Below are 13,239 nucleotides of genomic sequence, written 5' to 3'. Positions count from 1 at the left end.
AGAATAATATGTTAAAAGTGTTGACAATTTTACGAAAAAACGTTTTAATGGAATTAAGCCAATATTATGACATTAACACCTTTTGGAAAATACCTTTTCAGAATCGTGTAAAGATCATAATGATTGGAAACAGGAAAAATAAATCTTACATAAACTGCATATTCGCTGTGACTCTATTCGCATAGAGCAGTGAAGTGAATATAAGCCAGTTGTACAGTTAGATTCCTATTTTATTTGGGGATCATGTGCGACTGGCTTTTTATATTTCCCGTTAACTTTGTCACCTATATTACAAATAACAGGAGGAATTATTCATGAGCATTGCAGAAAAAAAGAGAGCTAAGTTCGAAAGGAAAACAGAAAAATATGAGGTGAAAGTTCACCCTCAATCCAGCCGTTTATATCATATAGAAATTTCTAAAGAGGCAATTGCCGCTTTTTTAGAAACCGTATCGAAGGATAATCAGTCTGTTCAGCATCTGGAATATACACCATATGCACGACTTATCATTGCTTCTTATCTATTGGATCAAGTGGGTGAAGATTTTGGTGAATTGCTTCGGAACATCGTTCATGATCGGGAATCCGGCGGCTTCACCCTAGGCTTGGAGGGTGTTACGGAAAATACGGATGAATACGTCATTTTTGCAACGGCCATTTCATACTTGCTGGGAACTCCAAACCATGATGCAATGTCAGGAAAATATTATGCCCGTTTTAGCGTTCAAGACACGGATAGCAGTGATTCGTATTTGCGTCAGGCTTATCGTTTATTTACCCTTCATACGGACGGCACCTTTGTAGACGAACCGACGGATTGGTTACTAATGATGAAGATGATCGAACAAAATGCACGCGGTGGCGAATCACGTTTATTGCACTTAGATGATTGGAAAGAGCTTGATATGTATGTGAATCATCCATTATCCAGCCACAAATTCACGTATAAGGCTCCAAAAAGCAAGAACATTGATCAGGAGATTGAAAGATTGACATTCTTCAATCATAATAACAAACCTGGTATATGTTATATCGATCAATTCGTTTATCCTGAATCAATCGAACAAGCCAAATACTTACGCGATTTATCCGATTCATTAGAAAGCGATGAAAGTGTCCTTGAACTGGAACTGCCTGTTGGAGATTTAGTTGTCGTAAATAATATATTCTGGCTTCACGGACGAGCTGCTTTTGAAAAAGATCCGAACCTGAACCGTGAATTACTTCGCCAGCGCGGAAGATTCAATCAATAGTTTCATTTTGTAAACCCAAATTTTTTTTCATCCCCAAATACCATTTTAAGATAAATTCTTTTCACCCCAAGGGCTGGAAAGCAATTTATCTTTTTTTTGAAAGGGTTCAGTTTAAAGTTGTTAATGGTATGAAAAAGGAGGACCTTAAACATTGGGTCCGCACTTGATATCTTGATCTAGCCTACCAGTGTGCAAAAATTATTCTATTTTATATTCTTTTTAATCTTCCTGCTTCATCATTTAAACCTAATTTGATCAATTCATTAATGACCAATTCTTTTAACTCTATCTCGTCTGAAATTAAGTAAGTAAATTGTGCATCTCTTATGAAAGCCAGTTTACTTTCTGTAGTTGCTGAATTGAAAAAGGATTTCACGTCGTCCAAGTCAATCTCCTTATCTTTTTCAAGCTTGTATATGTTATGGTTTCTATTAATAATGTCAAAAGATACTATACCAATACCATCCAGAGTTGGTAACATTGTTTGTTGCTCTCTTGCTGTCATTACATCTTTTTCCACATATTGATAGACATCCTCTATTATTTCGCATCCAAATGTCGATATTATTTTTTCTACTATATAGTTTGCTTGTTCTTCATATTCCTCAATTTCTTCTTTTTTCAGTTCTTTGAGCAAACTAATATGCTGTTCCTCTTCTTTAATTAAATTTATGTTAGAAATTGTAGTGGCATCTTTCATCGAACAAACCAAGCTAACAAACTCCCTAATATTCCTTGCTACAATCTTTATATGTTCATCAAAATCATCCATTGGACTGATACAAACAATAAACGCATTCTCCAAGTCAGATACCATTCCAAAATCAGATAGGAAGCCATAATGAATGCCGTCGCAACCTATATTTGCAAACGGGATGACATCGCAGGGAGTGATTTCATAATGCGGGAAGTTTACTTGTAAGTAAAGGCTTAAATCAGCTAATGAGTATCCTTCTTTTTCAATATCCTTTTCCAATTTCTGAAGCTTTTCAAATGTCGGCGGCATTTTCATGTACTTTCCTAGATAACTCATTTTTTCCCCTTTGATTATTTTGACTTGTAAGATAATTCAAGAATATCCGATATGCAAATTTTTTACAATTACACATGTTAAATATGCGTTTTTTTCCCTTTTTGTATAGGGTACTATAAAGCATACTTCATTACGTTTTTATTATTATGGAGAGTTAATACAGCACTATAAAGACAACTAGTATTTTCTCAATTTCCGTTAATGAACATACGGATTCAAAAAGATTATACTGTAGCCTATATTCGGTTGGGAATCTGAATTTCTGATATACTGATATGACCAAAATAAATGGAAGATAGAAAGAGGGGATAGTATTTTATGGGGATCGCTAATTTTTCTAGTTTTACGAAATTTAAGGACTTAATTAATGCATTACCTGTTTCCTATACAGATGAAATGATACAGAGCGAACAATTTTTGCTTGAAAGAGAAGAAAAGAAAAAGCTCGAAATCTATTACGCTCCTTTTGAATATGTAAATGAACGGGCCAAAGTGGTGATTGTCGGAATCACTCCTGGTTTACATCAAATGAAAAAATCGTATTCTACCGTAATTAATGCAAGAGGGCACTTACATAGCGATGAAGAGATCCTGCACGAAGTAAAAAAGAATTCCAGTTTTGAAGGAACGATGAGAAAAAATTTGGTTCAAATGTTAGATGAGCTTGGATTAAACACATACTTTAATATATCGTCCACACTGGATCTTTTTAACAAAGCTAGTCACCTCGTTCACACTACCTCTGTTTTAACCTATCCTGTCTTTTATAAAGGGAAAAACTACAGTGGAACGACTCCGAATATGCTAAAGACCGAGTTGCTTAAAAAAAATATTATGGAAGGCTTTGCTACCGAAATAGGTACCATTGAACGCCCGCTTATTATTCCTTTAGGCGTTAATGTTTCCAAGGTCTTAAACTATTTAGCGAGTCAAGATTATTTGGATGCTAACAACATACTTCTAGGATTTCCTCATCCATCTGGAGGAAATGGACATCGTCATAAGCAATTTGCTGCAAATAAAGAGCAAATGAAAATAATGTTACAGCACTATTTTTCAAAGGAAATGACCGTTGGTTAAAGAGGAGGGCTGTATGCTCACTGAAACGATGGTAAACATTTGAATAGGTCTTTAATTCATCTAATAGTGTTAAAAGTAAAATTAACTATTTACTAGTGATATTTTGGAGATTATAATAAGAACAAATGTTCTTTATTATAGGAGGCATTAACATGGATGAACTAGAGGAATTTTTAAAATCACTTACCATTGAAGAGTTAAAAGTTATCTATGAAGAAGTTAGTGGACCTGATATTAATCAATAAATTTTTTCATTTGGCTGTTTTCGCATACTTTGTTGCGATTTACCAAGTAAAGTGGTGTGGTTGATTTCCCCTCCAGATGCTCGCTTTCCGCGGGGCGGGCGGTGAGCCTCCTCGGCGAAAACGCCTGTGGGGTCTCACCTGTCCCGCTGCTCCCGCAGGAGTCTCGCACTTGCGCTCCAATCAACCTTAAATCGTTTCGTTTTAAAAACAACAATCTTTACGAAAACAGCCTTTCATTTAAAAGAACAGAATAGTAAATGGATTCATTACTTTATTGAATACGATTTAAGGAACTTAACCATCAACAGTCAAGTATGGGACAAAAAAGGTATGTATTGTTGATGATGGTTATTTGTGGCTTAACAATTTCCTTTAGAGAAAAACTGATAACAGCGTTATTTGATGATTATGTAAATATTGTTCATGGTACATAGATATTTAAATTTGTCATATTTCAACAAAAATGTCCTGTTCGAAAAATTAAAGAATAAAAAATCAAGGACACATTAAAGGTCCTTGATTTTTTATGATATGGACCATTGAAAAAACGGGTGGTGAAGTTTCAAATCAAACGAAGGATTTGGAAGTTATGTGAAAAGTGCACCTCTTACATCATAATTTTCTATATCGATTTCGATTTTTCTATCAAGTGCGAGGTTTGCCAATAGGGAGCCTAAATATGGGCCCATTGTTAAACCGGAAGCTCCAAGACCATTTGCTACGATTATGCCTTCCCAGTCAGGTAAAGGACCCATGACCGGAAGGAATCCCGGCGTGAAGGGACGAAATCCGACCCTTGCTTCAACAAACGTACTATCTGTTAAACCGGGAGCGGTTTGCAAGGCTTTGTTGAAAACTTCCTGCAGCCCTCCTGCGGTCATTCGGTTATCGAAAACTACCGTATTTTCATGAGTCGCCCCAGCAACGATTTTGTTATTATCGAAAGCCAAAAGATATTGATCACTCGGAGGCATGACTACAGGCCAGTTATTCGTATTTTCATTTGGCGTTTCCAGGTGAATGATTTGAGCCTTTTGGAAGGTGACTTGAAAATTCACGCCCAGTGGCTTCAGTAATTCCGGTGCCCAAGCTCCAGCACAAACAATCACTTTATCGGCAGGTATGAATTCATTTCCAAATGTTACACCTGTCACTTGTGCACCGTTATGTGAAAGTATAGCCTCACCATACAAAAGTTTTGCACCGTTTTTTTGTGATGCCCGCAATAAGGAATCACGAAGTGCGCGTCCATCGACCCGCGCGGCACCACTCACGTGAACGGCTGCATATTCACTGGAAAGAGGCGGGAATAAGGCACGAGTCTCTTCTGCGGAAAGTAATGTGATCGCCCCAATCTCCGGTGCATCTTCTTTCCGTTTTGCCGCCCGGTTCTTCATGGCATTCAATTTAGCTTCATCTGTATGTAGACTTATGGCCCCTACTTGGGCATAACCAGTCTCTGTTTCGCCGTCCCGTTCAAGTTCTTCAATTAAACCCGGATAAAAAGCCGCCCCATTTTTGGCAAGGAGATACCAAGCTTGGTTGCGCCTTTGTGATATCCACGGGCATACGATTCCTGCAGCTGCAGATGTTGCCTGACCGACATCTTGACGGTCAATAATGATCACTTCAGTCCCATTTTTAGCCAACTGATAGGCAGTTGAAGCTCCCAAAATTCCTGCACCAACTACAATGATTTTCTGCATATTCAACCTCTCATTTCTCTCATATGTATAAACACTTACCACTACTATATCGAAGACACGAATTGATTGCTACAATCGACATTGTAATTTCTTTCACAAAATTATTTTATCTATAGGGAATATGCTATGATTGAAATTGCGAGCGCTTGAAAAGATACTAGGAGGACATATCATGTTAAAAAAACAAATGGAATCATACATATCAAAATCCGTAATCGAAAAAAAGGTTGAGTTGTTTAAAGAAGAAAAGGATTATGTAGAAAAGCATAAATTAATTGCCGACGATATTATTATAGTGGAAAAAGAAAATGCATCCCGTTTTACAGCTGCTTATATGGAGCGCAGTAATAAAGAGAGCGAAGAATTAATCTCTGAAGAGAACTCTGCATTTTTAGCACAACCTATCGAGTATTTGAAAAAAAACAAAGATGAATTCCTTTACTTTGAATCACATTGGTTCGAATTAATCGGCGTTGAGGCACTTTCGTTAGAAGTCGATGATGTTTTCGGTACATATAACGCGATGTTCGGATTGAAATTCCAGAAAAAAATGGGTGAAGTTTTAAAAACGTATTTAATTAAGGAACTTCAAGGAGGAATTGGCTCGTTCAGTTTAATGTTTAATCAGGGCGACGGGCTATGGGACGTGAATTTTGCCTTGGATAACTTAAAAGGGTTTAGAGAAGACATGTCATTACAAGAAGCTTTTAATTTAATCTATCAATTTCTTTTTATCCTTGTTCAAACAATCGAGGAAGATATGTAAAACGGGGTGCAGCCATTAATTTTAATGACGTCAGTTTGTGGACAAAAGGGTTTCGGAATGCTCTCATTCCGAAACCCTTTTGGTTTTTTGGGGATTTGAAGCAGTAATAGAGAATATAAATGGATCATACCTGGGTGTCCTACCTCTGAATACATAGCTTCCACCAAGTCATACATGTAAGATAAAACAAAGGCCGTCTCCAGTTTACAACCAAATGGTTCGATGGCACCAGTTGATCTATAGTAATCCTTTCAAGTTGATCTCGCTGAAGAAAGCACCCTTATCACCTCAAATTTTACTCCTTCTATATTTTTAAAAAGACTGTATTAAAAGGCGTTCTTTCTTATCGTTAGGCTCTTTTCGTAAAGATTGTTGTTTTTAAAACGAAACGATTTAAGGTTGATTGGAGCGGAAGTGCGAGACTCCTGCGGGAGCAGCGGGACAGGTGAGCCCCGCGGAAAGCGAGCATCTGGAGGGGAAATCAACCACACCGCTTTACTTGGTAAATAGCAACAAAGTATGCGAAAACAGCCTATTGTTAAAACAAAGTTGATTGGAATGGAAGGGGGAGACTCACTCGGAAAGCGAGTGCCTGTAGTGGAAATGAACAAGTCATATTTTTACACCCACAAAAAAACTTAATGGCAGTTATTTATTTCTTGAGTTAACAATGCCCTAGGCCATGGGTTCTCTATTTTAACCGAATGGCTCTTGATATCGATTAAAGGAACTTGAAAGAATTCGTCGAATTGATTAATGATAACCTTTATTTAATAAACTTAAATGTTTTGTTTTTTGTTCAAGTAATTAAAATTACATCGGAAGGGGCAGTTATAGTTGCTGAATGAATTGAAAGTTACTCAAGTTACCATTCCAATGCCTTTTAGGTTGGATCATGTCCATTGTTTCCTAGCAGAAGGTAAAAAAGGGTGGACAATCATTGATACGGGATTAAATAACAAAACGACAAAGGATCTATGGAACCCAATTATCGAAAAACACGATATTACCGATATTATCATCACCCATTATCACCCAGACCATTTCGGATATGCCGGGGCATTACAACAATTAACCGGGGCGGATGTTTGGATGACGCAAGTGGATGAACATGCGGGAACTACGTATTGGGAAACGGATTCGCTGAACCTGCTTAAAGAAAATTATAAGGCATGTGGTATGGAAGACGAGGTAGCCGTCGCCTTATCCAGTGACGAAAGTGGATTCATGCCCCAAGTAAAACCCTATCCTACCGTAAATCATCATCTTGAAGAAGGAATGAATCTGCATTTTGGCAATTATGAGTATGAAGTAATTTTCACGCCGGGGCACTCTGATGGCCTGATATCATTATACAATAAGGAAAAAAGTGTCCTTTTCTCTACAGATCATATATTGCCCAGGGTATCTCCAAATATTTCGTATTGGTTTAAAGGTTTCTGCAACCCATTGGAAGAGTTTTTTACTTCTTTGAAAAAAATACAAAAGCTGGACGTTGAATATGTCATCCCTTCACATGGGAAACCGTTTCAAAATGCCAATAAAAGAATTGTTGAATTATTGGACCACCATCAGGACAGGCTGCATGTGATTCATGAAAACATGAAAGAGCCGATTTCTGTAAAAAGGGCTTGCCATATCTTATTTGGAAATCTGCCCATTCACGAAACCAGGTTTGCTGTTGGTGAAACATTGGCTCACCTTGAATACCTTCTTTTGAACGACCAATGCAGAAAGTTTAAACGTGATGGCAAATGGTATTATCAATCCATTTGATATATTGAACGTTGTTTCTAGCTCATGTCATATGAGCTTTTTTTATATTCAAAACGCAAGTCACACTGTCTTAAATATACTAGTTAATGAATCGGCGGAGAACGTTTACTGAAGACAGGTTGGGAGTTTTGAGATGAAGAACACGTATATGAAAACAGCATCAGGAGTATATATTAATTATTTCCTGTTAGGTATGGTCAATATCATGCTCGCATCGAATATGCCGTATTTAACGGAGCAATGGGATACAGATAATGCCGGGGTAAGTTATATCATCGCAGCTATAGGGGTGGGGAAATTACTTACATATGCATTTACGGGATATTTATCAGATAAAATCGGGCGCAAACCATTAATTATTGCTTCATCATTGGGAATGGGTATTTTCTTGATCGGTATTCCATTATCGCCAAATTATCATATGGCTTTTGTTTTTGCTATCCTTGCAGGTGTCGCTAATTCGTCAATGGATGCAGGATCATATCCAGGTTTAACAGAGCTTTTCCCACGAGCTGCCGGTTCTGCAAGTGTACTGGTGAAAGCATTCATGTCTGCTGGAGCATTTCTTCTTCCGTTCATGATATTATTTTTCTCGAATCATGAGATGTTTTATGGATATGCCTTTTTTATTCCTGCTGTCATTTATCTATTGAATTTGATTTTTTTATTCACCGTTTCTTTTCCTGGTACGAATATGTATAAGGAAAAACATATGGACGATCGTACCGGGAGAATGAAATTCATTTCAGAACCGGTATTACGTAAAGAGGGACTTGCCCTCGTGATAATCGGTTTCACATCAACAGGATTATTCACCGTTTCACAGATATGGCTTCCGACTTATGGGCAGCAAGCTGTGGGCATGACGATGGCCAGTTCCATCAAATTACTGAGTTATTATAGTTTAGGGGCGCTTATTTCTGTATTGGTTTTATCCATATTATTAAAAAAGATCGTCCGGCCAATAACGGTTATCATGGTTTATCCGATCATAACTTTTATTTCAATCCTTACGATCCTTTTGGTTAAGGTACCGATCATCGTTTCCATCACCGCATTTTTCATCGGACTTTCCACTGCGGGTATCTTTCTATTAGCCATTACGATAATGACGGAATTTTTCTGGAGTAAAAAAGGAACAGTGACAGGGATTGTAGCAACAGCTGCTGGATTGGCTTCTATAGTCATGCCGCTTGTAACGGGTTGGATGTCGAAAAGCGGGAATATATCAATCATCTTCATATTTGATGCATTCCTGTCTGTAACTGGATTTATAGCTGCAGTTTATGTTTATTATCGCTATGGAAAGCTGATGGGTAAGGGAAAAGAGCAGACAGGGGATGTTCGTTTACATGCCTGATACATTTTGGAGCAGCCTAAAGTGACTTCACTTATTGATAAAGTGAAAACCACCGCCCATAAACGAGGGCGGTGGTTTTTCATTGTCTGGCACCTATATGTCCCTTTACTTCTTTCATGATATCTTCTAGGGATGTGACAATTCCTTTATCATCCTTATAGCTAATGTGCTTAGGTTGAAAATGGATAGGTGAATCCAAACCAGCAGCGGCTGAGATTCGGTATAATCCTTTTCTAAGGGTAACAAGAAAATTGACCACACGGTATTTCTTTTCATCGATGACAAGTGCCTTTTGCAGTTCCGGATCAGTGGTTGCTACCCCGACAGGACAAGCGTTGGATTGACATTTCATCGTCTGGATACATCCTATCGCAATCATGAAACCACGCGCTATGTTAACAAGGTCGGCTCCCATGGCTAGGGCAATGGCGATTCTATCAGGCGTGAACAATTTACCGGAGGCGATGATTTTAACCCGATCTCGGACGCCGTATTTTTCCAGTGTCGATACTAAGATCGGCAACGCGGATTTTAGCGGCAATCCTACGCTATCGATCAATTCCTGATAAGAAGCACCCGTGCCGCCTTCACCGCCATCCAATGAAATGAAATCCGGACCTTTCCCGGTTTCTTTCATATAGCTAGCAAGCTCTTCGACACTGTCATTGCCGCCGATCACCATTTTGATGCCTACCGGGATGCCTGTTTGTTCCCTGATTCTTTCAATAAACTCGCACATGGATTTTACGTCATTGAATTGATGAAACCGATTTGGACTATCGATCGCTTTGTACGGAACGACCTTACGGATTTCAGCAATTTCCGGATTCACTTTTTCAGCATCGATATGCCCTCCGCGAGTTTTGGCACCTTGAGCCAATTTGACTTCAAATGCTTTGATTTCTGGTATTTCACTTTTTCTTTTTAATTCATCCCAATCCATTTCGCCCTTGCTATCACGAACTCCAAACATGGCCGGCCCGATTTGCATGATTATATCGACACCGCCGGTTAAATGATAAGGAGAAAGTCCTCCTTCCCCTGTATTCATCCATGTGCCTTTTGCTGCAGCCAATCCCTCAGAAAGGGCAGTGATTGCGTTCTTCCCCAAAGAACCATAACTCATGGCGGACATGCCGATAAGACCTTTTACTCGAAAGGGATGCTTAGTGTTTGGGCCGATGATCACGGCATCTTCATCATCCAATAAGAATGCAGAGGACACTTCATCACCCCATTTTTCTTCTCGTTGTGAGAAAAGCGGGTCTTTCACTAGAATGTATCTTTTAGTCGTCACTTTTGTTTCCCGATCGTACTTTTCTTCTTCAGCCAATTTCGGGAACATGCTATTCTTAACAAAGAAGCCTTCTTCATCAAAATCCCGTTTTGAACCAAAACCTATTACATCCCGTAAATATTTTGAACTTTTCACCATATGTTCATAGTCATCCCGGGAAAAGGGTTTTCCTTCGTTATCACTGTTAAACCAATATTGCCTCATTTCAGGCCCAATTTTTTCCAGAAAGTAACGTATTCTCCCGAGCACGGGGTAATTTCTTAAAATTGCATGGTGCTTCTGCGTGCGGTCAAAGAAAATCATATAAAGTAATAGGAAAACCAAGATGATGATAACGATGAAAATAACTGTAAATCCAAGGATAATTAAAATATTTGCGATGCCACTCATTCAATCCCTCCTGATATACAAAAAAATCATGTATTGTTAATCTACGCGGTATTTCGATCAATTATACAGATTTCCAATGCAAGGATTTAATAGGGATAGAATGAGTTAATTTAAATAGACCGTTTTGTTCTTAAAATATCTTCAATTTCTCCTTTTCGATTTCTTACCAAATGGCTAGCTGCAAAGTTATGTCATCACGCATCTAATGTAGATTATATCGGGTGATTAACTTTTTAATCGGTATATAAGGGCACATACGCCGATATTTAAGTTACTAAGGAAAAATTGTTACAGTGTCTCGATCAACTTTTCAGATAAGCAGCCTAGTATTCTTTCCTGAATTTTCCGTTTCGCCCGCTCATCTATCCTTTACAAGAGTGCCTTTGTTTCCACATCAGTATATTAAAGCTTGATTGGCTTCACCTAGTAAAAGTGCTGATTCAGCTTCCCGGAAAAAGTGGCATTTGTATGATACCTTTTCCACAATTGAGCCCAAACCGATTCGAATAACAAAGCTTTTTGCTTTTAATTGTTGGCTGTTTTCACATACTTTGTTGCGATTTAACAAGTAATGCGGTGTGGTTGATTTCCCCTCCAGGTGCTCGCTTTCCGCGGAGCGGGCGGTGAGCCTTCTCGGCGTAAACGCCTGTGGGGTCTCACCTGTCCCGCTGCTCCCGCAGGAGTCTCGCACTTGCGCTCCAATCAACCTTAAATCGTTTCGTTTTAAAAACAACAATCTTTACGAAAACAGCCTAATTGTTTGATGACTGTATCCAGTCTTTGGCCGATATCATTTTCAGCAAGTGCAGTAGTGAGAATGAAACCCGATCAGGAACCCAACAAGGGTGTGTTGAATACCAAATTTATTTTCCGTCATTTGAATCAGCTCACTTTTATTTAACGTATTTAATTTGATTTCCATCACCCCCATGCAAACAAGCGATGACTTATAATGAAATAGGGGATGGTCTATAGTTTAAGCCTTTTGCACTCTTTTACTTAAGGAGGTGGGAAAATAACAGAATACTGACTTAAGATCATTTTTTCTATATAATAGCCCCCAAAAAACAAACAACACTCCATACTAATTTTCGTAAAGAATGAACGGTGATTAAAATATTTCCAAAGGTTATTAAAAATATATTCAAAGGGGGCCTGAGCATGAAAATTGTTATTGCACCAGATTCCTATAAAGGAAGTCTGTCAGCATTAGAAGCTTCCAAAGCAATCGAGCGAGGGATCAGGAAGGCACTGCCGGATGCGAGGACAGAATTGGTTCCTGTAGCGGATGGCGGGGAAGGTACGATGGATAGCCTTGTGGCAGCTACGAATGGCCGAAAAGTTGAAGTGACTGTTAAAGGACCTTTACTTGAAGACGTTCAGGCAGCATATGGAATCTTGGGTGATCAGGAAACATGCGTGATTGAAATGGCCAGTGCATCCGGACTGTGCCTAGTCGATCCAGATAAGTTGAACCCATTGGTCACTACTACATACGGAACAGGGGAGCTTATTCAAAAGGCATTGAATGATGGCTGTCGAAAGTTCATTTTAGCGGTGGGCGGAAGCGCTACCAATGATGCGGGTGTTGGGATGCTCCAGGCCTTGGGGATGCGGGTGTTTGATGAAGATGGTAAACCGCTGGGATTCGGGGGTGCCGAATTATCACGGATATCAGAAATTAATACCGAAGATCTTGATTCCAGAATTGCAGATTCCGAGTTTATGATTGCCTCGGATGTCCAGAATCCGTTAGTCGGTCCAAATGGGGCATCAAGTGTTTTCGGACCTCAAAAAGGTGCCACTCCTGCCATGGTTGAATTGCTTGATAAAGCATTATCATCATGGGCGGATTTAGTGGAAATCAAGACAGGCATACACTTGCATGATAAAGCGGGTGCGGGTGCTGCAGGTGGAATGGGAGGTGCATTTCAAGCCTTTTTCCCAGCAGAAACAAAAAGGGGGATCGATATTGTATTGGAGCATACGAAAATGGGTGAAAGATTGTCCGATGCTGATTGTGTCTTTACCGGTGAGGGCCAAATCGATTACCAGACAGCTTCGGGCAAAACACCAATGGGAGTTGCACAAGAAGCCAAAAAGCACGGTATTCCAGTATTTGTTTTAGCTGGATCGATCGGAACCGGTATTGAAGTTTTATATCAACATGGAGTAACTAGTGTTCATAGTTTAGTGAGCGCCCCTATGCCGTTAAAGGAAGCTATGGAAAGAGGAGCTGAATTGTTGGAAGGGTCAGCCGAACAAGTAATGCGGACTTTTTTGGGAGCGATTAAAAATAGGGGTAATGAATTGTTTTCTAAAAGAGCTTAAAG

9 protein-coding genes are annotated in these 13,239 nt (G+C 39.1%); 6 read left to right on the top strand and 3 right to left on the bottom strand.

Translation table 11 applies throughout. The annotated features are described in order from the left end of the window. Positions 1–314: 314 nt before the first annotated feature. The gene (gene glaH, locus QNH43_RS13860) at positions 315–1,253 is read left to right on the top strand and encodes a glutarate dioxygenase GlaH (RefSeq protein ID WP_283914563.1); all 939 of its coding nucleotides are present in this window, start codon (positions 315–317) and stop codon (positions 1,251–1,253) included. A gap of 208 nt (positions 1,254–1,461) precedes the next feature. Here the strand turns inward: glaH and QNH43_RS13855 are convergent, their stop codons facing one another. Then, a complete protein-coding gene (locus QNH43_RS13855; RefSeq protein WP_283914562.1) occupies positions 1,462–2,286 on the bottom strand; it encodes a hypothetical protein in 825 nt (274 codons plus the stop codon). 318 nt (positions 2,287–2,604) lie between these two features. Here QNH43_RS13855 and QNH43_RS13850 point away from each other — a divergent pair, with 318 nt between their 5' ends. Further along, on the top strand, positions 2,605–3,366 hold the full coding sequence (locus QNH43_RS13850; protein ID WP_283914561.1) for a uracil-DNA glycosylase family protein: 762 nt from the start codon (positions 2,605–2,607) through the stop codon (positions 3,364–3,366). Positions 3,367–4,198: 832 nt separating this feature from the next. Here the strand turns inward: QNH43_RS13850 and QNH43_RS13845 are convergent. After that, positions 4,199–5,317, bottom strand: a complete 1,119-nt coding sequence (locus QNH43_RS13845) for an NAD(P)/FAD-dependent oxidoreductase (RefSeq protein ID WP_283914560.1) — start codon at positions 5,315–5,317, stop codon at positions 4,199–4,201. A 172-nt stretch (positions 5,318–5,489) separates the two neighbouring features. Between QNH43_RS13845 and QNH43_RS13840 the strand changes: the two genes are divergently transcribed. From QNH43_RS13840 to QNH43_RS13830, 3 genes are all read left to right on the top strand, one after another. Then, complete coding sequence (locus QNH43_RS13840; RefSeq protein ID WP_283914559.1) at positions 5,490–6,083, top strand: branched-chain amino acid aminotransferase; 594 nt, start codon at positions 5,490–5,492, stop codon at positions 6,081–6,083. Between the two features lie 837 nt (positions 6,084–6,920). After that, positions 6,921–7,859 (top strand): MBL fold metallo-hydrolase, encoded by a 939-nt coding sequence (locus QNH43_RS13835; protein WP_283914558.1) that lies wholly within the window; start codon positions 6,921–6,923, stop codon positions 7,857–7,859. 133 nt (positions 7,860–7,992) lie between these two features. Then, complete coding sequence (locus QNH43_RS13830) at positions 7,993–9,219, top strand: MFS transporter (protein ID WP_283914557.1); 1,227 nt, start codon at positions 7,993–7,995, stop codon at positions 9,217–9,219. A gap of 79 nt (positions 9,220–9,298) precedes the next feature. Here the strand turns inward: QNH43_RS13830 and QNH43_RS13825 are convergent, their stop codons facing one another. After that, complete coding sequence (locus QNH43_RS13825; RefSeq protein ID WP_283914556.1) at positions 9,299–10,906, bottom strand: FMN-binding glutamate synthase family protein; 1,608 nt, start codon at positions 10,904–10,906, stop codon at positions 9,299–9,301. 1,161 nt (positions 10,907–12,067) lie between these two features. Between QNH43_RS13825 and QNH43_RS13820 the strand changes: the two genes are divergently transcribed. Next, positions 12,068–13,237 (top strand): glycerate kinase, encoded by a 1,170-nt coding sequence (locus QNH43_RS13820; RefSeq protein WP_283914555.1) that lies wholly within the window; start codon positions 12,068–12,070, stop codon positions 13,235–13,237. Positions 13,238–13,239: the final 2 nt, after the last annotated feature.

This window comes from Peribacillus simplex, from assembly GCF_030123325.1.
Taxonomy (GTDB): domain Bacteria; phylum Bacillota; class Bacilli; order Bacillales; family DSM-1321; genus Peribacillus; species Peribacillus simplex_D.
Note: the sequence above shows the minus strand (reverse complement) of the source record. Positions and strands in the feature narration are given on the sequence as shown.

What these genes read in the sequence shown, in the direction of transcription:
- QNH43_RS13840 (WP_283914559.1), top strand. Translation starts at nt 5,490, where the DNA reads ATGTTAAAAAAACAAATGGAATCATACATATCAAAATCCGTAATCGAA.
- QNH43_RS13820 (WP_283914555.1), top strand. Translation starts at nt 12,068, where the DNA reads ATGAAAATTGTTATTGCACCAGATTCCTATAAAGGAAGTCTGTCAGCA.
- glaH (WP_283914563.1), top strand. Translation starts at nt 315, where the DNA reads ATGAGCATTGCAGAAAAAAAGAGAGCTAAGTTCGAAAGGAAAACAGAA.
- QNH43_RS13850 (WP_283914561.1), top strand. Translation starts at nt 2,605, where the DNA reads ATGGGGATCGCTAATTTTTCTAGTTTTACGAAATTTAAGGACTTAATT.
- QNH43_RS13825 (WP_283914556.1), bottom strand. Translation starts at nt 10,906, where the DNA reads ATGAGTGGCATCGCAAATATTTTAATTATCCTTGGATTTACAGTTATT.
- QNH43_RS13855 (WP_283914562.1), bottom strand. Translation starts at nt 2,286, where the DNA reads ATGAGTTATCTAGGAAAGTACATGAAAATGCCGCCGACATTTGAAAAG.
- QNH43_RS13830 (WP_283914557.1), top strand. Translation starts at nt 7,993, where the DNA reads ATGAAGAACACGTATATGAAAACAGCATCAGGAGTATATATTAATTAT.
- QNH43_RS13845 (WP_283914560.1), bottom strand. Translation starts at nt 5,317, where the DNA reads ATGCAGAAAATCATTGTAGTTGGTGCAGGAATTTTGGGAGCTTCAACT.